The organism is Sandaracinaceae bacterium (genome assembly GCA_016706685.1).
Taxonomy (GTDB): Bacteria; Myxococcota_A; Polyangia; order Polyangiales; family Houyiibacteriaceae; genus JADJJE01.
In genome coordinates this window covers 1-25,208 of sequence record JADJJE010000020.1, presented here as the reverse complement: position 1 = coordinate 25,208, position 25,208 = coordinate 1, and the positions used below count along the sequence as shown (strand labels likewise).

Genomic DNA, 25,208 nt, shown 5'->3' with positions numbered 1-25,208 from the left:
GTCCACTGGTTGCTGAGCATGGAGCCGGGCGGCTTTGAGGCGCCGCGCCGCTTTGCGGACATCGTGATCGCCGACGGCCGACACGCCTGGCTGCTGCAGCCGACGGGGCGCCTCTTCCGCTACGCCAGTAAAAGTGGCGCTCTGGCCGACGCCTTCCTGACCGCATCCGGCTCGAGCCGCTCTCGGCGGAGGCAGTTGCGCGGGGCCAGATGGACCGCGCCAGCCACAGCGGGCTCGGCACCCGCGTTCGAGATGTGGGCGGGGACTCGCGCGGCGAGGCTTGGTTGGCGCGCTCGGCCAGCCGCCCGCGCGAGCCCATGGACCACTACTTCCAGGAGCTGCACGCGGCCAGCGGTGGTCTGCGTGCTGACGCGCCGCAGCTCCGGCTGGCGTCCATCCGTGGCGGGGCAGAGCGACGAGAGCGGTGCGCGCGGGTTGGGGTGCCGCCTCCTCGCCCTTATGCGGCGCTCGCGGCTTCCGAACGAGGTGCCGATCACGCCCCATCAGAACTGCGTACGCCAGGGCTGATGCACCCGCGCGGGCAGGCGCACCTGTTCCGTAACGACTAAGGCACGGCGCATGCCGAGCTGGCGCGGCTGGCGCACTTGGGCTCCTCGAAGAGAGATGGACGGTCAGGTCTACCGGCGTGGAGGGCACCGGCGGCGCGCTGGCGCGTGTGCTCATCGAGAAGGGCTGGGTGCGATGACCGTGCGCGGCTCGCTCACCCCTTGCCGAGTGCGCTCGGTGGGCCGCTGCATCGCGCTGCTCCGGACGGTGCTCGGCATGGTCACGCCAGGCTGTCGGCACAGACCCCGCCGCCCGAAGGGGCTGCGCCCGCGCGGAACACCGAGGCGCAGACGCTGCCGACGCACCGGCGCGCCCAGCATGGCGACGACGCGCCGCAGCCTGGCGACGCGGGGGTGCCCTGTGCAGGGACGAGGGCCCGGCCAGCTGAAGCCGACGCGACAGCCCGAGAAGGGCGCTCCGGAAGGCTGCGACAGCGAGCCGAGCGATTTCCGTCGAGTCGAAGTGACGCGGACCGCGAGGCCGCCGAGGACCCACCCCAGCCTGACACCACCGATCCCAGCGCGGGCCCCCACGCCGCTCGCGGCCCCGTCGGCAGCCAGCGAGGCCATGGACGCCGGTGTGCCCAGCGAAGCGCTGCCGACGCGGGCCCGCCGGACGCCAGCGTCGCTGCACCCGCTGCCCTGGTGGTCGACGCCGGTGCGCCCGCTGACGCTGAACCTACCGGTCGTCGGCATCTGTACCGCCACCCGCGCCCACCACCACCTGCAGGTGCCCATGCCCAACTCGTGCCACCCACCGAGGGGGGCGACCGGTGGCGGGCCTGCGCGAGATCATCCCCGGCATTCCCACGGAGTATTATCTTGCTTCGGCTCATGCTGCTCGCGCTCATGGCCCTGATTTCAGGCGTCATCGAGCCGACCAGCACGGGGCTGTTGCGGACGGCTGGCTGCTCCACGCTGCTGTCCTTCGTAGTAGGTCGTGGCGCGTTTGCTGGCGCGGCTCATCGCGCTGGCGCGCGCTCGTCATCCAGGTGGTTCCCCGCGAACGTCCGCTGCGGTCTACTTCTATCCTCATGGCCAGCGGCGCCGCGCTGGGCTGGTCCATGCGCGACGTCATGCCCGACCTTCGATCGCCGGCACGTGATCGCACGGGTCGAGCGGCGCATCCGGCGCGGCGTCGCCGTGGATCCGCCTCGACAGCTCCTCTGGCGCCGTGGAGCGCATCGGCCTGCGCTCCAGCTGGGCTGCGCGACAGCAGCAAGAAGCACCGCGTGGCCGTGCCAAACCGCATGTGCTCATGCAGATCCCCATCGTGCAGCGACGAAGAGGGCGACACCGTGCAGGAGGTGGGGCAAAGCGGTACCGGCAGCAGCGGCACGTGGCTTCGCACATCCGCCGCAGCTGCGCGACGCCGTGCTGGCGTTCCCGTGGACCACGCCACAGTGAGCCGCCAGAAAGCTGCGCGACCCCGTGGACCCGGAGCTCTGGCGGTACGCGGTAGCCTGCGTTCCGGCCAGCTTCGCGTCGGCCTTCCAGGGGCAGCTGCTGAGCGCGCGGAGGCGCACTTGGCGACGCCAGGGGCTCGGCCGCGCGGCCGCGCGAAACTACGGTGGGTGAGGAGGGCGCCGGGGCGAGCCCAGCGACCACCAAGCACCCGAAGCTGGACAAGCGGCGAGAAGCCCGACAAGCCCCAAGTGTTTTCGCTCAAAGACGCCCGCCTGGCGACTCCACACGTCGCACAACGCTTCCCCGGACTCGACACACTGGGTGCGGGCCGACCTGCTGGCCTGCTGCTCCACCCCGGTCACGGCGCTCCCGGGTTCAGCCGGCATGACCAGCACCGAGCTGTTCGATCGTGAAGCGCGATGACCGCTCTCAGCGCAGCACTATTATGGCAACAAGGCGCGCAAGCTAGCCTACTTGATCGTCGAGGCCACGGCCCAGGGTGCCGACACGCTGCTCACGGTGGGCGCGTTCGGCTCGGCACCATGTCTAGCCACCTCCATTCACAGTGCGCGGCACGGCTTCGCGGTGCACGGCGTGCTGGTCCCGCAGCCCCTCACCTCGCATGCGGAGCGCAACCTGGTGGCGGGCCTCGGCGCCGGGGCTACCCATCACCCCGTGCGGCACTCGGCGCTCGCGCCCGCAGAGCTGTTGCGCGTCATGGCGCGCCTGCGGGTTGCCGCGCCGGCGGCCTTACCTCATCCCGCATGGCGGCACTTCCCACCGGGGGCGCTCGGCTACGTGGACGCGGGCCTCGAGCTGGTGGCCCAGATCGACGCAGGCCAGACGCTTGAGCCGCAGGCCATTTACATGGCGCTTCGGCGCAGCGGCGGCACCGCCGTGGGTTCGCGGTGGGGCTGGCCGCAGGGGCCTGCGCGTGCCCATCGTCGCCGCGCGAGTCACGCCCCGCCCTCGGTAGCTCCGCGCGCCATGGTGGACGGCCTGATCGAGCGCGTGGTGCACGACCTACACGCGCGCGACCCGCGCTTCCCACGCGTGGCCGAGGCCGCGAAGCGCTTGGTGGTCATCACCGACGAGAGCCGCGGCGCCGGCTATGGCCAGCCCGATGACGCCGCCACGCGCGCGAGCGAGCTGGCCCTCTCGGAGGACATCGAGCTCGACCCCACCTACACGGCCAAGGCGTTCGCGCAGATGCTGCGGCACGCCGAGGGCGAGCGCCGTGACAGCGCCCGCTGTTCATCCACACGCTGAGCTCCACGGACCTGGGTCCCTTCACCAGCCGCGCGCCGGCGCTGCCACGCTGGACCGACCGCTACCGCACGGGCCGCGGCTAGCGTGCGGGCTTCTCCACGACCCGCCCATCCTGGCGGCAGCGCAGCGCGCGCATGACGAAGCCGAGGCGCGGGGCCAGCAAGGCTACCTGACCCCAGCTCGGCCTCTTCGTGATGACCGCGGTCGGCGCTGGTCGCGCGCGAGCGTTGCTGCGGAGCGGTCAGCCGGCACTGCCCCCACCCCGCCGAGGTCCAGCGACGCGGCCGGCCGCGCATTCGGCCCGGAGTAGCATTGGCCTGCCCATGGGCCCCGGGCTGCTACCCTCGACGCGTGCAGAAACGCATCCTGTTCGGCCTGCTCAAGGGCCTCGCGCTCGGCAACCTGGTCGCGTGCTTCTTCCACTTCGGTTGGGCTGGCGTGTGGCGCCCGACCTGCCTGGGTATCCCATCGCCATGGGCACGGGTGCCACCGCGGGCATCGTCGCGGGTCGGCCGCCGTGGCTGCACGAGGCCCGGCTCGGAGCCTGCTCAAAGGCGTGTCGCCGCCCGGCGGTGAGCGCCGCGCTCTACCGGGCCGCCGTGCGCCCGTCCCGGCGCAGGTGTCGTTCAGTGTCTTCGGCTCGCCCGGAGAACACCGCCTGACCAGCCTGCCGCTGCTCTTTCGCGCCGCCCATCGCCATGCTGTTCGCGCCGGTGGTGGAGCTCGACAACAACGGCGCCTCGCAGAAGCCTCGGGGCTACCCAGCAAGCCCGCCGCGCAGAAGCCAAAGCCCGCAGCACCGGCCGGGGCGCGCGCAAGCCGTAGCCCGCGGCCGCCGTCGGCCTGCAGGCCGGCTCGCCCGCGCACCGACGCGTATCTCGGGAAGAGCCGCGCGGAGTTCCCGGGCCTGTGCATCGTGAAGAGCCAAGACTACCCGTGGTCGCAGCGCATCGACAAGCTGCTGCGCGGGCTCACGCTGGGCGGCCAGTCGGCCTACGTGAGCACCTGCACCACCGTGCTGGGCCGCACCATCTACCCGCCCACGTCATGGGACACGCGCAGCGACGAGTCGCGCTACATCACGCCGCGCCACGAGGCGGTGCACCCGCGCCAGTTCCGGCGCTAGCGGCGTGCTGGCATGACGCTGATCTTACGGCCTTCCGGTGTCTCCCGTGGGCATGGTCATGGGGCGGGCGTGGATCGAGTGGCGGGCCTACCAAGAGACGCTGCGCGCCTACGCCGACGTGTACGGTCCACGCGCGGCGGCCGACCCCACGCTGCACGCGTACATCCTCCTGCAGTTCACGGGCCCGGCGTACCTCTTCATGTGGCCGTTCCCACGCATGCTGCAGCGCCTGATCGACGCCGAAGTGCAGGCCATCGAAGCGCGCCACGCGGCCCCCGCCCGTGATACCGTCGGCCCATGGGGCATCCCGTCCGCCTGGGGAGCGTTCTATCTCCAAGACCAAATCGGTCAGGGCGGAATGGGTGCTGTCTGGCGCGGGGTGCACCTGCAGCGTGGCTAGCCCGTCGCGGTGAAGGTGTTGTCGCTCGAAACGCGCGCGAGTCTCGCTCGCTGGCCACCTTCCGCCGTGAGGTGCGCGCCGTCGCCCGGCTGAATCACGACGCCATCGTGTCGGTGCTGGACCACGGCGTCATCACACCCGCTGCGGCTTACGAAGCGCGCGGGCGCCTGGTGGCGGGCAGCCCTTCCTGGTCATGGAGCTGGCCGAGGGCACGCTGGCGTCGGCCTACCCGGCCGTCACCTGGGACGCCACCTATGCCGTGCTGGCGCGCCTGCTGACGGCGCTGGCCCACGCCCACGCGCGCGGCATCGTGCACCGCGACTTGAAGCCCGAGAACGTGCCGTGGGTGCGGCGCGCGCCCAACTACCCGCCGGACCTGAAGCTCACCGACTTCGGCCTGGCGCACGTCATCACGCAGGACGACGCGGGTGGCCGCACGCGCGCCGCAGGCACGCCGGCCTACATGGCGCCCGAGCAGTTCCGGCGGGGCCATGCGCGACTTCGGTCCGTGGACCGGACCTCTATGGCGCCGGGCTGCCTGGCGTATCGGCTGGCCCGCGGGCGCCGTCTGTTCGATGCGCGCACGGAGGCCGAGCACGCGCAGGCGCACCTGCATTCCATCCTGCTCCCGCTGGTGCCCTGTTTCTGGGTGCCGGATGGCTACGAAGACTGCGCGCCGGCTGCTGGCGAAGAACCCGATGGCTCGCTATCGCTGCGCTGCCGACGCGCTGTACGCGCTGGACAAACTGGTGGCGGGGTTGCCCGCAAGCGACCTTCCGCCGCGGCCCAGCGACGAGCCCGGTCCGTCGCCCTGGGAAGCCGGCGAGGTCGTGACCACGCAGACCATGACCATCTGGGCGAGGCCGAGTCGAAGCCCTCGGCGCCCATCGAAATCACTAACGACGGCACGGTCAGCGAGCGTCCTCCGCGTGTGCCACCCCCCGACAGCCAGCGTGTGTCGCTCTCACGCAGGTGCAGGAGGTCTCGAACACGTCGGCGCGCTCGCAGCCCACCGTCATCACCGACATCATCCCCTTCGAGCCGGACGAGAGCCTGTGGAGCGAGCGAGGCAATCGCCCACGCCCGAGCGCTGGATGACCGCGCAGGAGCCGCTTCCGGACACGCTGCTGGGAGCGGGCCCGGGCTGTTCGGTGTGCGCGAGGTGCCGCTGGTGTGCCGCCAGGTGGCGCGATCAGATGTGGGATGCGTTGCGGCGCGTGCGCCACGAGGCGCGCCCGCACGTGCTGGTGCTGGAGGGGCCCAGCGGCTTCGGCAAGACGCGCCTGGCCACGTGGGTGCGAGCGCGCACGAGGTGGGCAGCGCCGAGGTGCTGCGCGCCAAGCACGAGCCCGACAGCGAAGCCGGTGACGCGCTCCTGCGCCTGGCCGAGCAGCGCCTCAACACACGCGGGCTCGACCGCAAGATGACGCTGGCGCGCGTGCGCCGTTTGCTTCGCGCCGAGGGCGTGGACGACGAGCGCGAGTGGGAGGGCCTGGCCGCGCTGGCCACGCCCGCCAGCAGCGCGGACGAGACCGACGCCGTGCGCGTGGTGCAGCTCTCCGCGCGCTTCGCGCTGTCGCGGCTGCTGCAGCGCGCCAGCGCGGAGCGGCCGCTGATCGTGGCGTTCGGACGACGTGCAGTGGGACGCGCTCACGCCTACTTCGTGGAGTACGTGCTGGACTACGCGGCCACTCCGCTGCCGCTGCAGTTCGTGCTCACGGTGCAGGAAGAGGCCATCGCCGAGCGGCCGGCCGAGCGCGCGCAGCTGGAGCTCATGGAGGCACGCTCCGACGTCACCGTGATCCGCGTGGGCCCGCTGGACCCACCTGAGCACCTCACGCTGGTGGCCAGTCTGCTGCGCTTCGAGAGCGAGCTGGCGGCCAGCATCGCGCGGCGCACGGCCGGCAACCCGCCGTTTGCCACGCAGCTGATCGGCGACTGGGTGCAGCGCGGCGTGCTGAGCTGAGCAAGCGCGGCTTCGCCCTGCGCGGAGGGGGCCAGCGCCGACTTGCCCGACGACCTCTTCAGCGTGTGAGGCAGCGCGTGGCGCGCGCCGTGGAGGGCATCGAGGACGGCCGCGTGGCGCTCGAGTTGGCCGCCACCTTCGGGCGCGTAGTGCCCGTGGACGAGTGGCGGCAGCGCGTGCCTGGTGCTGCGCCCGGCCGTGCCCAAGGACTTCCTGAGCGAGATGTTGCGCGCGCAGCTCGTGGAGCTGGAGGACCCGCCTGACCACACCATGGTAGCAAGGTGTGCTTCGTGCACGGCATGTTGCGCGAGGCCTTGAGCGCAGAGCGCGCGCGAGCGTGACGTGCGGCCGCAATTGCACGGCGCGGTGGCCGACGTGGCTGCGCCCCGAGCTCACCGACGGCGAGGTGGACGTGGCCGAGCGCCTGGCCATGCACCTGCGCGCGGCCAACCGCTTGCGCGAGGCCGTGGCCCCGCTGCGCATCGCCGCCGACGTGCGCCGCAAGCGCGCGGTGAGATCGAGCGCTCGGCTCCAGCTGCTGGACCCACTCGCGCACGCTGATCGACATCGAGGCCGACCCTCAGCACGTGGAGTGGGTGGACAACCTGCTCATGCGCACCGAGGCTGCGTGGAAGCAGGGCGCCCCCACCCGCGCGTCACGCCTGGCGGACGAAGCGCTGGACCCGGCCGTGCTCGCTAACCAGCCCTTCCAGCTGGCGCACGCGCGCTACCTGCGCGGGCTACCCGGACGTGCACCTGGGCCAGCTGGACGCCGCCGAGCCGCTGCTCTTCGAGTCGGCGCAGGACTTCTGACCTCCTGGGCCGCCGCGTGGAGTCCGCGCGCGCCATGTGGGGCCTCGGCTTCCCGGCCACCCTGCGGGGAGACCACCCGCTGGCCTTCGGGGCATACCTCACCGCGCTCGAGACCTGCCGCGCATATGACGACATGCACGGGGCCGCGGCGAGCTTGGCGGGCCTGGGCTTTCGTCGCCCCACGACCCCACCGCCAGCGCCGGCCACCTGGAAGAAGCGCTGGCCCTCTTCGAGCGCGTGGGCGACCTCTTTGGCGTGGCCTCCACCCTCAACAACCTGGCCGACCTGGACCGCCGTGCCGGGCACTGGCCGAGGCCGAGGCTCACTACCGCCGCGCCCCGGGCATCAGCCAGAGCCAGGGCGCAGCCCAGCTGGAGGCCACCATCGTGGGCGGCTTGTGCCTGGTGCTCATCCGCGAGGCCCGCTACGACGAAGCCCCTGCGCGAGCTCGAGGTGGCGGGCGCAGGGTCGACGTGCTGGCCAGGTGGGCGCGCTGGCCGCGCTGCACGCCTTGAGTCTGCCGTGCGCCGTGGTGGCCAAAGACCGCGCCAGCTGGGCGGAGCACGAGGGCCGATTGAGCGCACGGGTGAACGACGAGGCCGTGCTGGACCGCGCGGTGATCGAGGCGGTGGAGCTGGCCGGCGACTTGTCGCAGCAGGCCGGCGACTTGAGAGGGCCAGGCGCCCGTGGACGTTGGCCGCGCGGCTGTTCGCGAACGCCGGGCTGCGCGACAAGGCCGGGGCGCTGCGGGCCAAGGCCACGGACTGAGCGGCGCGACGCTCAGCTGCCGAGGACTTCGTCCCAGCGCTGCACGCCCACGTCGTCCTCACCCATCATGTCCACCAGCCACTTCCGGAACATAGGCGCCGTCGAGGTCCGCGCGAAGCGAGACCAAACGCTCGAGGTCCGCCAGGTCCTTGGGGCGGAAAGAACAGCATCTTGAACACGCAGATGGCCTCGGCCGAGAGCACCTTACAGTGGGCGACCCTCGATGTGGATGAGGACCTTGGTGCGTGCGGCCTCCATCGAGAACGGAATGCCCGGCGTAAACACATCGATTCGGAACGGCCTGAGCATGGCGGTGAACATCCCGCGTGCTTCGTGCTCTGCGCGAGCTGCGGGGCGCACGAACTCGACTCCCGCCGCCGAGAGTGCGTCGAGCGCCGCGTCGAGCAGCTGGTCTTCGACGAACAGGTTGATGTCGACATCCATCGTCGCGCGGGGGACCGCCCACCAGCCGTACGCCAGCGCGCCACCGATGGCATACGAGACACCCGCGGCACTCGGGCGTGATCGCCGAGGTGCAACGCCGCATCGGAGTGGGTCGACTGGGGCGACCGGCATGCTCATGGAGCGCCGGAACTCGCGGATGAGCTGAGCCAGCGCGGCCTCCCGTCTCGGGCGACACGGGGTCACTGATAGGCGAGGACGGCGGCCGCATCAGGACGAGCCAGCGCCATTCGCGCCCCGCTCGACACACCGCTTTAAGCATTGCCGCGAGCTGCTCGTCGGAGAGCGCCCGATACGGCGCTACCTCTTCAGCGAGCGTCGGAACGTGGATCAGCATGGGCTGCATCCTTCGAGTGTAGGGACCGACTGCCCTCCTTGCCAACCGTCACGAGCGGCGACTCAGCCGAGCTCCGGCCTCGGCACGTTCGCGGGCTCCTCCACCGAGTAGAGCGCCACGGCGATGTCCTTTGCCCTTCACCTTCACCGCTGCGTCCACCAGCGTGATCTTGAAGCGCTCCGGTGCAGGAGCGCGTCCTTCACTTCGTCGGTCACGAGGATGGCGCAGCCGTATCTTGGTCATGCCCTCGATGCGCGAGGCCAGGTCCACCGCGTCGCCGATGACCGTGGAGTCGATGCGCTGCGGTAGCCCACGGTGCCCATGATCACCTCGCCGCGGTGCAGGCCGATGCCGGTGTCGATGGGCGGCTCGCCACGCGCCTTCCGCTCCACGTTCCACTCGGCCAGCGAGCGGCGCATGGCGAGGCAGGCGAGCAGCGCCTCGTCCGTGTGCTCCTCGTCGAAGAGCGCCATGATCGCGTCGCCGATGTACTTGTCGATGAAACCGCCGCGCGGATCGATCTCGGCGCCTATGCGCGCGAGGTAGTCGTTGAGCAGCTTGGACATCTGCCCGGCGCTCATGGCCTCCGGAGAGCGACGTGTAGCCGCGGATGTCGCTGGAACAGGATGGCGATGGTGCGCGTGGCCCGCTCGCCCACGCGGATCTTCTCGATGCCGTCGGGCGCCACCACGCCCAGGAACTTGCGCGGCACGAAGCGCTCGAACGACGTGAGCGTGGCCTCGAGCCGCCCGAAGCTGGCCTCGAGCGTGCCGGCCATGTCGTTGAAGGTGGCGGCGAGCGCCCCGATCTCGTCGGTGCGCTGCACGTTCGCGCGATGGGGCGAGGCTCCTCGGCCATGCGCGAGGCGCTGCGCTCGAGCGAGCGGACCGGCTCGCGATGCGCTGCGCCACGAACAGCGACCCGGAGCAGACCCAGCACCAGGAAGCCCGCGGCGATGAGCACCACGTCCTTGGCGGTGTCGGCCAGCACGCGCTCGATGCGCGCGGTGGAGATGCCCACGCGCAGCACCCCGAAGCTCTCGGTCCCCTCGAAGGCGCGGATGTCGGCCGCCACCTCCACGATGCGGTCACCACGGCGCGCGCGCGTCTCCCCCTCGAACGTCACGTCGCGCAGCAGGTGCGTCTCCAGCTACGCCGCCGCGAGGCTGGTGGCGATGGAGCGGCCTCGTGCTGCGTGGCGTCGCGGATGGCCCGCTGCTGGCTGGTGGTCCACGGCCACCACCGCCACGAGCACGCCCGCCACGAGCGCCGTGGTGGTGAGCGAGAGGCGCGCGGCGATGGAGTGGAACGGCCGGGTCTCGTGTCTCATGGTGCGCCCCCGCGTTCCACGTCGAGGCCACGTGCGAACGTGCGGGCCACTCTGCGTTCTGGCTCGGCCCGCCCACGCCGGGCGGGAAGACCAGCACCACCGGGCCACCGAGCCGCGCCGGGATGGGCTGGTCGTCGGCTCCGAAGCGCAGCCCGAGCAGCACGTTGGTGTCCGCGATGGACCGGGCGTCGAGCCGCACGGCGTGACCGTCCCCGTCCGGCACCGGCGCCATCACGCGCACGCGCACGCGGTCGCCTGGGCCCGCTGGGCCAGCCCACGCGGAAGCCGTGGCGCACCGTGACCTCGGCTGGGGCAGCGCGGCCAGCTGCGTCCGACCGAGCGTGCAGTCCCCGATGCGCAGCGCGACCTCGGCGGTGTCCACCACCAGGTGCGTCACGTAGAACACCCACCACGAGGTTGTACCGCCCTCGATCGCCGGCCCGGTGAAGTTCGGCACCGTGGAGAGCAGCGGCCCGCCGCGACTGCGCGTGATGGGCACGCTGTCCTGCCGGATGGAGAGCATCAACGGGTAGGTGCGCAGGTCCGGCGCCGCGAACGTGGCTCTGAAGCCATCGTTCGCCACCAGCGTGACCTCCGCGGCATCCGCCGGCGCTTCCGCCTGTGCCATCAGCCCCACCAGCCGGGCCCCACGGAAGCGCGCCGGCGGCGGGTCCGCGTCTTCGTTGGTGGGCTTCGCGAGGTACTCTCGGTGGCGGCGAGCCGCTCCACCTCGCGGAAGGGGAGCACCGTGGTGGAGGGGACGCGCCCGGTGACCGTGGAGCGTCCACGCGGTGCGCTCGTCGCCGGTCCCGGAAGCGCTCCCGTGCGGCGGCTTCGGCCTGCTGGGCTTCTTCGGTCTCGCGGGTGAGCGTGGCCCCGTCGATGGCGCGGTCGCAGGACGCGGCGAGCATCATGGTGGCGATGAGCATGCCCGAGCCGACCCAGCGACGCGCGTCGGGGGACGGCCATCTTGGCCGACGACGACTCACACGGGCGCTTCCGGAGCTGCACGAGCCGATGGTCGCCCCCTCCCGGCTAGGGGTGAGCAAGCCCGGAATCCGCGCCAGCAGCGCTGGTCGTCCGTCAGCGAGTCTTGCCGGTGCCGTGCGCTCGAGCTTGGCCGCCGCCTTCGGCCAGCGTGCGGGCGGCTCGATCTTCGACGCCACCGGCACGCCACCCACGAGCACGCCACCGTGATCGGCTGCGGCGCGGCCCGCCCCGAACGTCTGGAGAAAGGCATTTTCGCTTCTCTCGCGGGTCAGCCTCTTCGGCATGGTGTCAACCTCGAGCGTGGCAGCCATTGTGGTCATCGTGGCACAAACTGTGGCGGGGATCACCGCCAGCTCATTCCCGGTGTCGCCCCCAGTCCGCTGGCGCGCAGGGCAGGGGGCCGAGCGCGTCGTGGAAGTCGACCGCCGCTGGGTCCGATCCGAGCAGCACCAACCGCCCAGGAACGGGAACGCGAAGGCAGCACCGTCGAGCCCGGTTTCCACCCGCGCCCAGTGGTTTGGCTCTGACCATCGACCTGCTGGTCCTCTCTCAGGCACACGCGATCGTGACGGCGGCGTCGCCGGCGTTGGTCACCACCTGTGTCGGCGCACCCGGACACGTATTGCCCAGTTTCCGCGCGATGGTCTCCTTGTGGCTCCGCCTGGGTTCCACGTGGTATGGTTGTCCCGGATGAACCCTTCGATCGACGCCGCCGTCCGGGAGAGCCGTCGTGGAGCGGGGCGACGTGGTCGCGGCCTGGGTCCTCGGGAGCGTGGCGCGGGGGAGCGCGCGACCGGACAGCGACGCGGGACATCGCCGTGCTGCGCGGTAAGCCCGCGTCCGGGACCCCCGAGGATCTCCCGACCGGAGCTCGCGCCTACCCAGAGCGCGGGTCGGCCGGGAGGTGATCTCGCCGTCACCGACGATGCCGACGTGGAGCCCGTCCATCGCGTGCTGTGGACGGGGTGCTGGTGCTGGACCGCGACCTCGCCCGCGCCGCATCGCGTTCGAGGTACCGCAAGCGGCACGAGTACTTCGACCTCGTGCCGAGACTGGCGAGCATCCGCGAGGCCGCGCTGCGCCGCGCGCGTCGGGTCGCGTCATGACCGACGTCGCGCTCGTCCAGAAGAAGCTCGCCTTCGTTCTGCGCTGCTTGCACGAGCTCCGCACGATGGCGGACCCGACACGGATCTCCACCGACCTGCGCGAGGAGCGCCGTGGTGCACACCTTCCAGCTGGCGATCCAGGCGGCGCTCGACGTGGCGTTCCACCTGATCCGGAAGAGGGTCTCGGCGAGCCCGCTCGAACAGCGATGCGTTCGTTGCGCCGAGCACGGTGTAGTTGCGCCCACCCGGCCACCGGAGATGGCGCGGATGGCGGGCTTCAGGAACGTCGTCGTCCACGGCTACGAAGTGGTCGACCCCGCATCGTCTGGCGACGTCGTCGAGAATCACCTCGGCGATCTCGGAGTCCTACGTCGCTGACGACGCATGGCTCTCGCGCCGATAGCCCCCGGCGCAATGATCATTCCACGCATCAGCGCGGTCGCTGGTCCGCGAGCACATTGGCCGCTGTGCGTCCCCGACCCTCTTGACCGAGCGCTGGTCGGTCGGGTGGTCGAGGCTCGACCGTCGGCAGCTGAGGCGCTGGCGCGCGCCGTGGCGTTACACTCAGCGTGTTACGTACGTAAGAACGAGGCACCCATGATGGTCAAGAAGCTCTCCGCGGTCGGCAACAGCCTAGGCCTCATCATCGAGCGCCCGATTCTGAGCTGCTGGACATCAACATGACACTCCGCTCGAGGTCATGACTGACGGCGAGGCGCTCATCATCCGCCCGGTGAGGAAGGCGCCCTTGATGGACCGCGCGCCGCCGCTGCGACCGGCTCCTGGACGCGCACGAGGAGGCGTATCGGAAGCTCGCGAAGTGAGCGACGCTTCTGTCGTAGATCGAGTTCCTCGCGGTCGAGGTGGTGCCTGCGCTGCACCAGGCTCAGCCTGCCCGCTTCGGAGGCGGCGCGGGCCTGCGTGATCGTGGACTCCTGGAGTCGGCCTTGGCCCAGCCTCAGGCTTCGTTCGGGTGGCGCCTACGCACGAGGGCCTCTTCGCGATGGCGGGGGCCTATCTGTTTCATCGTCTCGAACTACCCTTCATCGACGGCAACAAGCGGGCGGGCTGCTTGCCGCCCAGGTTTCTCGATCTGAACGGGATCACCTTCCTCGATCGAGCGGCGAGCACGTAGTTCGAGGGCGGGATCGCCGAAGCGGGTCACGAATAGCGATGGGCGCATAAGAAACCCCCTCAGAAAACTCGCCACTATTGGCAGGCATCCGAGAGGGTCCATCTCCACAACCTCGTAGTCAGGGAGATGGCCGGATGTCGCATGAAGTGGAGCTGCTGTTCAAGGTGCATGGGGTGCTGCTGGCGCTCGACGAGCGAGCGGCAGAGCGTGTGCGGGTGTCGGGCTGCACCCACTGCGGCGCACGGCTCGACGTCGCGAACTACCCCCGCAAGGTGCGCGGGCTCAGCGCGGAGGGGGAGACCGCGGGGGCGTACGAGATCCGGTTCTCGCTGTGCTGCTCCCGGGATGGGTGCCGCCACCGGGCGACACCACCGTCGGTGCGGTTCCTGGGCCGAAAGGTCTACGTGGCGCTGGCCATGTTGCTCGTGAGTACTGGGCGCGCGGCGGACACTGGTTCGCCGCCGGCCATCGCAGTGACCCGCGACGCCCCGTCGTGGGCGACCCGCCGGCGGTACCGGCGCTGGTGGGCCGTGGAGTTCTTCGCGACACCGTGGTTCGCGGAGATGGCGGGTCGCTTCGCCGAGCCCCTCGATGTCGTCGACGCCGCGGCGTCGCTGCTCGACCACTTCATGGGGTCGCTGAGCGAACGCGCGGTGGGGCTACTCCGTCTGGTCTCCCCGCTGACGACGAAGTCGGTCGCGCCCGAAGCGTCACGAGTCGCGATGGGGAGGTGAGCCGCGCAGTGGATGGCGATGGCCCCATGAAACAAGCCTGATTATGGTCCTACCTGATTGAGCCAGCGGTCACCACGCGGGCTCGTTCGCGACGGAGGTACAGATCATGTCGGACAAGACGCACGCGTCAGCGAGTGTGCGATGGGCTCGCTTTCGCTTTCAGCTGGTGGGCCCACTCTTCGTGGAACCCCCCGAGCCCGGCGCGCTGGTGCAGGCGCTCGATGAGTTGGCGGCGCGCAGCTACGAGCACCCCACCAAGCCGGGCGTGCGGGTGCAGTTCTCGCGCTCGACCATCGAGCGTTGGTTCTACACGGCGCGCAACGCGGCGGATGATCCGGTGGGCAAGCTCGCGCGCAAGGTCCACGCGCACGCGGGGACGCACCCGGCGATGTCGGCTGCGGTGGCGGACGAGCTCATCAAGCAGCACCGCGCGCACCCGAGCTGGAGCTACCAGCTGCACTACGACAACCTCGTGGCGCTCGCGAAGAAGCAGCCCGAGCTGGGCACGGTGCCGAGCGTGGCGACGGTGCGGCGCTTCATGAAGCACCGCGGGCTCCTCAAGGTGCGCAAGCCTCGACGCCGCCGAGGGCAGCCCGCGGAGGAGCCTGTGTTCGAGGCGCGCGAGCGGCGCAGCTTTGAAGTCGGCCACGTGCACACACTCTGGCACGCCGACTTCCACGTGGGCTCGCGCCGCGTGGTCGAGCCGGACGGGACGTACTCCCAGGTCGTGCTGCTCGGCTTCCTCGATGACGCATCACGCATCGCGTGCCACCTGCAGTGGTACCGCGAGGAGAGCGCCGAGGCGTTCGTGCACGGGCTGCAGCAGGCTCTTCAGAAGCGCGGCATGCCGCGCGCGCTGCTCACCGACAATGGCCAGTCGATGCAAGCCCATGAGGTGGAAGAGGGGCTCGAGCGCCTCGGCATTGTCCATCCCACCACGCTCCCGTACTGCCCCGAGCAGAACGGCAAGCAGGAGTCCTTCTGGGGCCGCGTCGAGGGGCGCTTGATGCCCATGCTCGAGGGCAAGCGCGAGCTGACGCTCGCCTTCCTGAACCAGGCGACGCAGGCGTGGGTCGAGCTCGAGTACCACCGCGAGGTGCACAGCGAGCTCGGCATGACGCCGCTCGAGCGCATGCTGCAAGGCCCATCCGCGAACCGGCCATCGTGGTCCAGCGACAAGCTGCGCCGGGCCTTCCGCATGGAAGTGCAGCGCACGCAACGGCGCAGCGACGGGACCATCACGGTGGCGGGAGTACGCTTCGAGATTCCGTCTCGCTACCGCGTGCTGCTCCGTCCGGTCGTGCGCTACGCGCGCTGGGACCTGTCGGCGGCGGATCTCGTCGACGAGCGCCACGGCACCCACCTCGCAACCCTGCTGCCGCTCGACAAGACCGCGAACGCCAGCGGCGCCCGCCGTGTCGTCGAGCCCGTCTCTCCGCCGGGGGTCGTCGACGACGCGTACGTCGGCGTCGCGCCGCTCCTCGACACGCTGATGGAGGACTACGCCGCCACCGGCCTCCCCGCCCGCCTATGTCCCGCTCGCCGAGTCCACCGACGAGCCGAAGCCCACCGACACCACCCCCGAAGAGACCCATGAATCCTAAGCTCCAAGCCCTCTATGGCCTCAAGTTCCATCCCTTCCGCGCAGACATCCCCACCGACGCGCTCTTCGTCTCGCCGGCCGTCGATGCCTTCTGTCGGCGTGTCGAATTCAGCCTGACAGATGGGGGATTCGCCATGGTCACCGGAGACCCGGGCTCCGGCAAGTCCATCGCTCTGCGTGTCCTCGAAGAGCGGCTCCGCCGCCGCCAAGACCTCATCGTCGGTACCATCGAGCGCCCTATCGGACGCGCCTCCGACTTCTATCGCGAGCTCGGCGACATCTTCGGGGTGAGCCTGCATGGTCACAACCGGTGGGCCGGATTCAAGACGCTGCGCGAGAAGTGGAGCGAGCACATCGCCACCACCCTCACTCGGCCCGTCCTGATCGTCGACGAGGCCCAGGAGATGATCTCCGGCGTCTTCACCGAGCTGCGTCTGCTCTCCAGCAAGAGCCTCGATGCGCGCTCCCTCCTCTGTGTCGTCTTCGCCGGCGATGGCCGTCTTCCTGACCGCTTCCGCGCCCCCGACCTGCTTCCCCTCGGCTCCAGGATCCGTCGGCGACTCAAGCTCGAGCCCGCTGGTCGTGATGAACTCGCCGCCTGCCTTGACCACCTGCTCGACGCCGCCGGGGCGCCCCAGCTCATGACCACGGAGCTGCGCACCACGCTCGCCGAGCACGCCGCGGGCAACTACCGCGTGCTCATGAATCTCGCCGACGAGCTGATCACCGTTGCCGCAGAACGCGACCTCCCGAGGCTCGACGAGAAGCTCTTCCTCGAGGTGTTCGCCACTCCGACTCCCGCACGAGCAGGGGGCCGCAAGCGGTGAATCCCCTCGACCCTCGCGTGATCCACTACGCCCCAGAGGCCGCTCCTCTCGTCGCTCTGCTGGCCGTGGTCAACGCCGCCGAGGCCGCCCTCGTGGTCGTCCACGCACTTGAACGCGTCGAGGGCTGCCCCTCCACCGAGGTGCGCCTCGCGCGCCACCTGCGAGCCGCCCTCGCGCGCTCCTCGAGGGCCACCCACGCCTACCTCGACTACGTGGTGCAGCTCGCCATCCCGCCTCCGTGCGCCGACCCAGACGCTGATATCTTCTGACTCAAGACGCCCGCCAGGAACCTGGCGGGCGTCGTCGTCTCGGGCGCAGGAGCACAGCCGCGACGCCTCCATCACGAATCGTGATCGGAAGCCCATCGATTCACGTGACGCCACTCAAGTCCGGATACTTCCGCTACTCCTTCTGACCAGCCACCCCCCCTTTGTTCGGGCAGGCGCACAAAAAGCCGCCCCCTACGTGCGGCTTCCCTTTCGCCCCAGCTTCCCGGATGGCGTTCGTGTGGGTCAATGGGACCTGTCCATTGATCGGATGCGCGAGATCCCGGTCCTGCTCCCGCCACCCGAGGGGCAGCGCGGGTGTGTCTCGTTCCCCCGCCCCGCCGACCCTCCCCTCCAACCAGTTCATCCGTGCGAAGAAGAAGCTCATCTCGCTGCTTAGCGAGCAGAAGCAGGTGATCGTTCCATCTCAGGTGACCCCGGCGGCTATAGGTTCACACGGCGGCACTTCCACTGGACCGGGGACCGACAGAAAAGACCGTCACGAAGGCGCCGTGGCCGCATTCCTTGGCTCTGCGATATTCCATCTGGGTGGAAGATGATGCCGAGTGGGCAGCTCTTCGAGTCTCGCAATGAGCTGGCACGCGACGGGGACGAACAGTTGTCGGCCACGCAGGCATACGGGGTCATTCACCAGGCAGAGTTCGAGCGCCGCGTTGGGCGTCGCGTCGTGAAGATCTCGATGCATCTTGAGAAGCGACGTCACGTCGAGCGCGACGACTTCGTCATCAGCATGAGGAGCTTCCAGGGCGGCTTGGAGCGCGCGTGGGTTTCCGGCTGCATCCGTTCGTCGTACGTCGTCCTGCGGCCGCGCCTTCCGGTAGACACGGGGTACTTCGCCTACCTCTTTAAGGCGACGTCCTACATTCGTGCGTTGCAGGCGACGGCAAACTTCATCCGTGACGGACAGGATCTGAATTTCGACAACTTCCGGTTGGTAGATCTGCCGCTCCCGCCAGTGGAAGTCCAACGCGCGATCGCCGAGCACATCGACCGCAGCACTTCCGGACTCACCACCGGCGTTGAGAAGGCGCGTCGGGAAATCCGGTTGCTGGCAGAGTATCGCACACGTCTCATCTCCGACGTCGTGACGGGTCAGGTCGACGTGCGCGCGGCGGCGTCCTCGCTGCCCGATATCGAACCCGACCCCGCGCTGTCGGAAGGTTCCGACGACGGCGCGACCGACATCGACGACGGCGAGGCAGCATGACCACGGACACCTCTGAGAAGGGCCTCGAAGGCCACATCGTTCGTTCGATGACCGGTCGGATCGACCTGCTCTCGCCGCCCTACGTGGCGAACGAGACTTCGACGCCGGTCGCCGGTGGTACCGGCTGGATCCTCGGCGACCCGAAGCACTACGACCGTGGTGCTTGCGTCGACCTCGTCCAGCTCCGTGGCTTCGTGATGGCCACGCAACCCGAGCTCGTCGACAAGCTCTCGCTCGAGAACGACACGCCGACGCGCCGCCAGTTCCTCGCCCGCCTCGAGAAAGAGGTCGGCAAGCGTGGCGTCATCGATGTCCTGCGCAAGGGCGTCGACCACGGCCCCGTGCACGTCGATCTCTTCTACGGCACCCCCTCACCAGGCAACGCCAAGGCCGCCGAGCGCTACGCCCAGAACCGGTTCAGCGTCACGCGGCAGCTCGCCTACAGCCGCGACGAGACGCGGCGGGCCCTCGATCTGGGCCTGTTCATCAACGGGCTGCCTATCGCGACCTTCGAGCTGAAGAACAGCCTCACGAAGCAGACGGTCGAGGACGCGGTCGAGCAGTACCGGCGGGACCGGGATCCGCGCGAGCCGCTGTTCGCGTTCGGCCGGTGTGTCGTCCACTTCGCCGTCGACGACTGCGAGGTGCGGTTCTGCACCGAGCTCAAGGGCAAGGGCTCGTGGTTCCTCCCGTTCAACAAAGGCTACAACGACGGCGCCGGCAACCCGCCGAACCCGAACGGGCTCAAGACTGCGTACCTCTGGAAGCGGGTCCTCACCTGCGACGGCTGACCGACATCCTCGAGAACTACGCCCAGATCGTCGAGGAGACGGACGCCGGACGGGCAAGAAGAAGCGGAAGCAGATCTTCCCGCGCTTCCACCAGCTCGACGTGGTGCGCCGGCTCCTCGCCGACGCGCGCAAGGTCGGCGCGGGGCAGCGCTACCTCGTCCAGCACTCGGCCGGCAGCGGCAAGTCCAACTCGATCGCCTGGCTCGCACATCAGCTCATCGCGGTGAAGCAGCCGACGGCAAGGAGGCCTTCGACTCCATCATCGTCGTCACCGATCGGCGCATCCTCGATGAGCAGATCCAGGCGAACATCAAGCAGTTCGCGCAGGTGAGCGCCGTGGTCGGCGCGGTCACCGGGTCGGGCATCAGCGCGAGCTCTCGAAGTTCCTGGAGCGGGCAAGAAGATCATCATCAGGACGGTGCAGAAGTTCCCCGTTCCTGCTCGACGAGATCGGCGACGCACCGGGGGCGCCGCTTCGCGATCATCATCGACGAGGCGCACTCCAGCCAAAGCGGCAAGACCGCCTCGGCGATGAGCGCGGCCTGCGCGAGGCGGCCCGACGACCCAGAGGACGTGGGCAAGGACAAGCTTCAGCGCCGCATGGACGCCCGCAAGATGCTCCAGAACGCGAGCTACTTCGCGTTCACTGCCACGCCCAAGAACAAGACCCTGGAGATGTTCGGCGAGGCGCTCCTACCCGACGCCCAGGGCAAGGTCCAGCACCGCCCGTTCCACAGCTACACGATGAAGCAGGCCATCCAGGAGGGCTTCATCCTCGACGTGCTCGAGCACTACACCCCGGTCATGAGCTACTACAAGCTCGTGAAAAAGGTCGAGGCCGACCCGGAGTTCGACACAAAGAAGGCCCAGAAGAAGCTGCGCCGCTACGTCGAGAGCCACGACCATGCGATCCGGCTGAAGGCCGAGATCATGGTCGACCACTTCCACGAACAGGTGATCGCCCTGGGAAGATCAGGGGGCAGGCGCGGGCGATGGTGGTGACCAACGGCATCGAGCGCGCTATCCAGTACTTCGCGGCCTTCCGCGCCTACCTCGCCGAGCGGAAGAGCCCCTACCGGGCCATCGTCGCGTTCTCGGGCGAGCACGACTTCGGCGGCGGCAAGGTGACCGAGTCGCGCTCAACGGCTTCCCGCGTCGGAGATCGCCGGACCGGATCCAGGAGGAGCCGTACCGGTTCCTGATCTGCGCGGACAAGTTCCAGACCGGCTACGACGAGCCGCTGCTGCACACGATGTACGTCGACAAGGGCCTCGCGGGCATCAAGGCGGTGCAGACGCTCTCGCGCCTGAACCGCGCGCACCCCGACAAGCACGACGTCTTCGTGCTCGACTTCCAGAACGACGTCGAGGGGATCACCAAGGCCTTCGCCGACTACTACCGCACGACGGTCCTCAGCGAAGAGACGGACCCCAACAAGCTCCACGACCTGAAGGCATCGCTCGACGGCTGGCAGGTCTACTCGCCGGAGCAGGTCGATGATGTCGTCAGCGCGCTATTCCTCGGCGGCGCCGCCGCGACAAGCTCGACCCGATCCTGGATGCATGCGTGGCCGTACCTGGCGCGGCTCGACGAGGACGGCCAGGTCGAGTTCAAGGGGGAAGGCCAAGGCGTTCACCCGCACCTACGACTTTCTCGCGTCGATCCTGCCGTACTGGAACCCGGGCTGGGAGAAGCTGTCGATCCTGCTGAACTTCCTGATCCCGAAGCTTCCTGCGCCGAAGGAAGAGGACCTGGCGAAGGGCATCCTCGAGTCCATCGACATGGACAGCTACCGGGTGGAGAAGCAGGCGCTGCAGAAGCTGCAGTTGCCCGACGACGAGGGTGTCGTCGAGCCGGTGCCTGGAGCGGGTGGAGGACGGAAGGCTGAGGCCGAGCTCGACCGGCTCTCGAACATCCTCAAGAGCTTCAACGAGCAGTTCAGCACGTTGTTCGAGGACGCCGATCGAGTCGCGCGCCGCTTCCGCGAGGACATCGCCCCCAAGGTCGCGGCCGACCCTGCCTACCAAAACGCCAAGCTGAACACGCCTCAGACCGCGCGAATCGAGCACGACAAGGCGCTGTCGAAGGTCATGCTCGAGCTGCTCAAGGACGACACCGAGGTCTACAAGCAGTTCGTCCAGAACGAGTCGTTCAAGCGGTTCGTCGCCGACATGGTGTTCGGCCTGACCTCGGGCAGCGCGGCGTCGGCCACAGACAAGCGATCTTCGTCGCGCCCGCCGCCTGGCAGACATCAGCCGCTCGAGGAGCGGCTCGCGCGGTCGTCGGATGTGCGCGACCGGCTCGGTACTGTGCTCTTCGGTCTGCTCGAGAAGAGCAGACGCATCACGCTCGGCGACGCGATCCGAGCGGCCGAGAAGCTGGGCCTCGGCGACGACGACGCGCTCGCGGCGGTGGAACGCCTGGCTCGACCGCAGACGGCGAGCCTGCAGAGGTTCTACGTGGACCGATTGGGCGCTCCGGCACGCATCGTCAGCGCCGCAGAAGTGCGGGAGCGCTTTACGAAGGCGACGGACAGACGGCGCGAGTGGGCTTCGGCCATCGAGGTCGTGTGGGCGGCGAATGAGGCCGACGCGATCGTCGGGGGCGCGGCGTGACCAAGGTGGACCAGACCTCCCTCGAGCGGTTCCTCGGCCTCCTCGAGGGCCACAACTCGAACCTGAAGGACCTTCTGCTTGCCAAGGCCGAGCCGGAGTTCATTGGGGCGACGGAGGGTGCGATAGAGCGCGCGATGAAGACCATCGAGAACGGCTCGAAAGGAGTACGCGACGCTGAACCGAGCCTGGGCTGTCGCATCTCCTCGCGGATTGCTTGAACCTCATGGGTTGGCGCGCAACTGTTGGCGGCCACGTCTGAGCGTAGGAATCTGACCACCGCCGTGGTCGTGCCTGCGGCCCGCGCCGAGCGGGCCACAGGCGCTGGGTCACTTCTTCTTGGTGGGCGTCCTCTTGGCAGCGGAGGTCTGTTCAGACTGGGTCGACTCGCGTAGGCGGTAGCTCTTGCCCTCGATGAGGATCACGTCTGCGTGGTGGACGACGCGGTCGACGAGGCCGTTGCAGCACGCGGCGCCGGGGAAGATGGTGGACCACTCGCTGAAGGACTTGTTGGTGGTGAGGACGAGGGACTTGCTCTCGTAGCGCTTCGAGACGATCTGGAAGAGCAGGTCTGCCGCGCGCTGCTCGTATTCGAGGTAGCCGATCTCGTCGATGCAGAGACAGGCCACGCGCGCGTAGTGCTTCACCCGCCGCGCGAGGGCGCGCGTGGACTCTTGGCTGGCGAGGTCGAGGAGCAGGTCGGCGGCCGTGATGAAGATGGCGGAGTACCCGCCCATGACTGCGGCGTGCGCGATGTTCTTCGCGAGCATGGTCTTGCCCAGACCCTGCGCGCCGACGAGCACCACGTTCTTCCCCTCGCGCAGAAAGTCGAGGTCGAGCGCCGCATGCACGGCGTCGGCGTTGATGCGTCAGGCCACTTCCAATCGAAGTCAGAGGCGGGCTTGAAGTGGCCGAGCTTGCTGAGTTGCGGCCGACGCTCGAGGCTTCGCCGCGAGCGCGCTTTGCTCCCTCGATCGTCACGATGTGTTCCATCAGCTGGGTGGGCGACCATCGCTTCTTGATGGCGTTCGCGGCGACGTCATCGAAGTCGTCCGCGAGCGCGTGCAGGTTCAGGCCCCGGAGACGGGCGTGCAGGTCGGTGCTCACGCTTCCGCTCCCGTCTGGGCGTCATCGAGACGTCCCAACACGTCGTAGTCGCTCATGTCGTGCGGACGACCAGCACATCCTTGTCGCGGACGTGTTTGGACATCTCGATGGCTTGCGGAGGGACCCGCCCGCTGCGTCGGTGCTCCTTGTCGAGCAGGTAGGCGACGGATCCAACGGCTGGAGCGCCGCTCTCGAGCGCCTGCACGATGGCTGCATCGAGAGCATTCGCGCCGTAGAGATCGAGGAGCTGGTTGAGCTTCGCCGTGCGCTGCCGCACGGGTTCGTTCCGCGCCGCAATCACCTCCAGGAGAGCATTGGCGTGGGGGCAGAGGGCGCGCAGACGGTCGCGCCCGCGGAGCTCCCAGGCGCGCTTCTTCTCCGCCACGAGCGGGTCGATGTGCGCCAAGTCCTCGATGACCTGGCGCTTCGCGTAGCTGCGAACGTGCGCTGGCGACGAGCTCCTCGCCGTGCGCGACGCGCACCGTGGCGTCGTCCGCCAAGAGCGTCAGCGGCTTGCGGGCGAGTGTGTGCGGATGGAGTAGTCGTTCGTGTCGAAGCGCAGGTAGGGCAGCTTGCCGCTGCGCAATGCCTCCATTCGATGAGTGCTCGGCGCATGGGCCGGGAGCGGCAACAGCCGCTCCCGCTCGGCCTCGAGCAGCGCGCCCGACAGTGCGCCGCTCCTCGTTCGGATGTGCGCGCTGGTGGGCGCACTGCTCAACCCAGGCGTCGAGCTGCTCATTGAGGTCATCGACATCCGTGAAGGAACGGCCCTCGAAGAAGCTGCCGCGGACGTACTGGATCATGCGCTCGACGATGCCCTTCTCGTTGGGACGGTAGGGCGCGCACGGGCGTGGGACGAAGTGGTAGTGGCTCGCGAACTCGAGAACGGATGGGTGGAAGCGCACGTGCTCACCGACGCGCTCGAGCACCACGCTCTTGAGGTTGTCGTACAGGATCTGACGCGGGGCTCCGCCGAACTTCTCGAACGCGAGGCGATGGCAATGCAGGAACGTGTCCATGCGTTGGTCGAGCGAGAAGCGTGCAACCATGCCGCGGCTGTGGCTGAGCACGAGCACGAAGAGCGAGAGGCGACGCTGGCCACCTGGGACATCGACGACCCTGAAGCTCCCCAGTCCATCTGCCCCTGCTCACCCGGCATCGTCGTGAGCAGGAGGTAGGCCTCGCTGGGTCTCGCCGGCTGAATCGTCGCCACGTAGCGGCGAAGCTGTCGGCAGCTGCCCGCGTAGCCACGGGCCTTCACCATATCGAACAGGCGTGTCGACCGGAGCCGGGGATGCTGCTCGAGCGTCGTGACGATGAAGGGCTTGAACGTGTCGAGGAGACTCGCGCGAATACGCTGTCCATCCGAGACGAAGCGCTGGCTGTCGATGGCACGCTTGACGGTATCGGCATGCACATCGAGCGCCTCGGAGATGGTGCCGACCTTCCAGTGCTCGGCGAAGAACAGCCGACGGATCCGAGCACGCCGCTCAGCCCGATCGTCACTGGCCACCTCCCGATGTCACGCCGCCGAGCGACAACCTCGCATCGACACCGTCACGCCAGCTCTCGTCGAGGAGATCCCCCGAGGCCGTACCGACTGCCCTCGTGGTCGACCGCCACGGCACCCCAGAAACCCTCGCGTAGATGGCGTACCGCTCGTCCACAGCGATGACAGCGTGGTCCGAAGACCCACCCAGAGCGCAACCGCCTCCATCAGACAGCGAGCCTCCGGAAGCGGCTCGGGACACGGTCGAATCGAGTGCTCCAGTTGCGGAGACACCTTCAAACAACATCGATTCATCGCTTTGCTCCTCGCGCGTCGCAGCGGTGAGCACCTTTGCTCATCGAGCGCACTCGCGCGAGCGGCACCATCGACGCGAGGGGCAACTTCCCGACACGTTGTTCCGTCACGCGCCGTCGCTCGACCCGGTAGCGACGCTGCCGATCACGGTGGTCCAGACGCCCTCTTCGCTCCGCTGATGGCGACGACGACCATCGCGGAGCTGCTGAGAACGTCGTGCACGCAGGCACCCCGGGCTGCAGCAGACCTGCCCTCGGTCACACCCCGAGCACAGCGTCACCAGCTTCCCGCAGCGGGGGCCACCACATGTGAAGAGACGCTGGGATTCGGGGATCTGCTGGGCCGGCACGGCATGAACTTGCCCATCCGCTGAGACCGTGGGACTCATCGGCTGCGCGCTCAGCCCATGCCCCTGGCTTTACCAGTGGCGCTGACGCGCAACGGGCTCGGAGCTGTAACTCCGGGCCCGATGTATTTGAGGTCCTCCGAGCCTAGGCCGACTCGCGCACGTCGTCAGGAAACCGGCTGCCGGTCAGATTCCTACGCTTTGGGATGGCCACCG

The 25,208-nt window shown here is 69.1% G+C and carries 12 protein-coding genes and 7 pseudogenes; 13 read left to right on the top strand and 6 right to left on the bottom strand.

What is annotated here, in order from left to right; all coding sequences use genetic code 11:
* Positions 1 to 2,447: 2,447 nt before the first annotated feature.
* The 4 genes and pseudogenes from IPI43_23365 to IPI43_23350 all read left to right on the top strand — a co-directional run bounded on the left by IPI43_23365 (position 2,448) and on the right by IPI43_23350 (position 6,734).
* Positions 2,448 to 3,242 carry a hypothetical protein gene (locus IPI43_23365; GenBank protein ID MBK7777027.1) on the top strand — a complete coding sequence of 265 codons (795 nt, stop codon included), beginning with the start codon at positions 2,448 to 2,450 and terminating at the stop codon, positions 3,240 to 3,242.
* A 556-nt stretch (positions 3,243 to 3,798) separates the two neighbouring features.
* Positions 3,799 to 4,368: a hypothetical protein gene (locus tag IPI43_23360; GenBank protein MBK7777026.1), complete on the top strand. Its 570-nt coding sequence runs from the start codon at positions 3,799 to 3,801 to the stop codon at positions 4,366 to 4,368.
* A gap of 37 nt (positions 4,369 to 4,405) precedes the next feature.
* Entirely contained in the window at positions 4,406 to 4,768 is a 363-nt protein-coding gene (locus tag IPI43_23355; protein MBK7777025.1) for a hypothetical protein, read from the top strand.
* Positions 4,769 to 4,952: 184 nt separating this feature from the next.
* Positions 4,953 to 6,734 (top strand): annotated as a pseudogene (locus tag IPI43_23350) (protein kinase).
* Positions 6,735 to 8,519: 1,785 nt separating this feature from the next.
* Here the strand turns inward: IPI43_23350 and IPI43_23345 are convergent.
* From IPI43_23345 to IPI43_23330, 4 genes and pseudogenes are all read right to left on the bottom strand, one after another.
* Positions 8,520 to 8,897 (bottom strand): hypothetical protein, encoded by a 378-nt coding sequence (locus tag IPI43_23345; protein MBK7777024.1) that lies wholly within the window; start codon positions 8,895 to 8,897, stop codon positions 8,520 to 8,522.
* A 456-nt stretch (positions 8,898 to 9,353) separates the two neighbouring features.
* Entirely contained in the window at positions 9,354 to 9,695 is a 342-nt protein-coding gene (locus IPI43_23340; protein ID MBK7777023.1) for an adenylate/guanylate cyclase domain-containing protein, read from the bottom strand.
* Positions 9,692 to 9,991: pseudogene (locus IPI43_23335) on the bottom strand (HAMP domain-containing protein). Before IPI43_23335 ends, IPI43_23340 begins: the two are co-directional and overlap by 4 nt.
* A gap of 210 nt (positions 9,992 to 10,201) precedes the next feature.
* Positions 10,202 to 11,071: a hypothetical protein gene (locus IPI43_23330; GenBank protein MBK7777022.1), complete on the bottom strand. Its 870-nt coding sequence runs from the start codon at positions 11,069 to 11,071 to the stop codon at positions 10,202 to 10,204.
* Between the two features lie 1,464 nt (positions 11,072 to 12,535).
* On the opposite strand from IPI43_23330, the pseudogene IPI43_23325 reads away from it, so the two are divergent.
* The 8 genes and pseudogenes from IPI43_23325 (at position 12,536) to IPI43_23290 (ending at position 21,956) form a co-directional block, all read left to right on the top strand.
* Positions 12,536 to 12,917 (top strand): annotated as a pseudogene (locus IPI43_23325) (DUF86 domain-containing protein).
* Between the two features lie 930 nt (positions 12,918 to 13,847).
* Complete coding sequence (locus IPI43_23320; protein MBK7777021.1) at positions 13,848 to 14,408, top strand: hypothetical protein; 561 nt, start codon at positions 13,848 to 13,850, stop codon at positions 14,406 to 14,408.
* A 106-nt stretch (positions 14,409 to 14,514) separates the two neighbouring features.
* Positions 14,515 to 15,930: pseudogene (locus IPI43_23315) on the top strand (DDE-type integrase/transposase/recombinase).
* 71 nt (positions 15,931 to 16,001) lie between these two features.
* A complete protein-coding gene (locus tag IPI43_23310) occupies positions 16,002 to 16,838 on the top strand; it encodes an AAA family ATPase (protein ID MBK7777020.1) in 837 nt (278 codons plus the stop codon).
* The gene (locus IPI43_23305) at positions 16,835 to 17,107 is read left to right on the top strand and encodes a hypothetical protein (GenBank protein MBK7777019.1); all 273 of its coding nucleotides are present in this window, start codon (positions 16,835 to 16,837) and stop codon (positions 17,105 to 17,107) included. The genes IPI43_23310 and IPI43_23305 overlap by 4 nt, the downstream gene beginning before the upstream one ends.
* Positions 17,108 to 17,792: 685 nt before the next feature.
* Complete coding sequence (locus IPI43_23300) at positions 17,793 to 18,332, top strand: hypothetical protein (GenBank protein MBK7777018.1); 540 nt, start codon at positions 17,793 to 17,795, stop codon at positions 18,330 to 18,332.
* Positions 18,329 to 21,738 (top strand): annotated as a pseudogene (locus IPI43_23295) (type I restriction endonuclease subunit R). Before IPI43_23300 ends, IPI43_23295 begins: the two are co-directional and overlap by 4 nt.
* Positions 21,735 to 21,956 carry a hypothetical protein gene (locus tag IPI43_23290; GenBank protein ID MBK7777017.1) on the top strand — a complete coding sequence of 74 codons (222 nt, stop codon included), beginning with the start codon at positions 21,735 to 21,737 and terminating at the stop codon, positions 21,954 to 21,956. Before IPI43_23295 ends, IPI43_23290 begins: the two are co-directional and overlap by 4 nt.
* A gap of 108 nt (positions 21,957 to 22,064) precedes the next feature.
* On the opposite strand, the pseudogene IPI43_23285 reads toward IPI43_23290, so the two are convergent.
* Together IPI43_23285 and IPI43_23280 are read right to left on the bottom strand one after the other, a co-directional pair.
* Positions 22,065 to 22,728 (bottom strand): annotated as a pseudogene (locus tag IPI43_23285) (ATP-binding protein).
* Positions 22,729 to 22,838: 110 nt separating this feature from the next.
* Positions 22,839 to 24,355: pseudogene (locus tag IPI43_23280) on the bottom strand (IS21 family transposase).
* A 469-nt stretch (positions 24,356 to 24,824) separates the two neighbouring features.
* Between IPI43_23280 and IPI43_23275 the strand changes: the two are divergent.
* Positions 24,825 to 25,019: a hypothetical protein gene (locus IPI43_23275; protein MBK7777016.1), complete on the top strand. Its 195-nt coding sequence runs from the start codon at positions 24,825 to 24,827 to the stop codon at positions 25,017 to 25,019.
* The last annotated feature ends 189 nt before the right edge of the window (positions 25,020 to 25,208 follow it).

What these genes read in the sequence shown, in the direction of transcription:
- IPI43_23340 (MBK7777023.1), bottom strand. Translation starts at nt 9,695, where the DNA reads ATGAGCGCCGGGCAGATGTCCAAGCTGCTCAACGACTACCTCGCGCGC.
- IPI43_23275 (MBK7777016.1), top strand. Translation starts at nt 24,825, where the DNA reads ATGGCGACGACGACCATCGCGGAGCTGCTGAGAACGTCGTGCACGCAG.
- IPI43_23310 (MBK7777020.1), top strand. Translation starts at nt 16,002, where the DNA reads ATGAATCCTAAGCTCCAAGCCCTCTATGGCCTCAAGTTCCATCCCTTC.
- IPI43_23345 (MBK7777024.1), bottom strand. Translation starts at nt 8,897, where the DNA reads ATGAGCATGCCGGTCGCCCCAGTCGACCCACTCCGATGCGGCGTTGCA.
- IPI43_23330 (MBK7777022.1), bottom strand. Translation starts at nt 11,071, where the DNA reads ATGGCACAGGCGGAAGCGCCGGCGGATGCCGCGGAGGTCACGCTGGTG.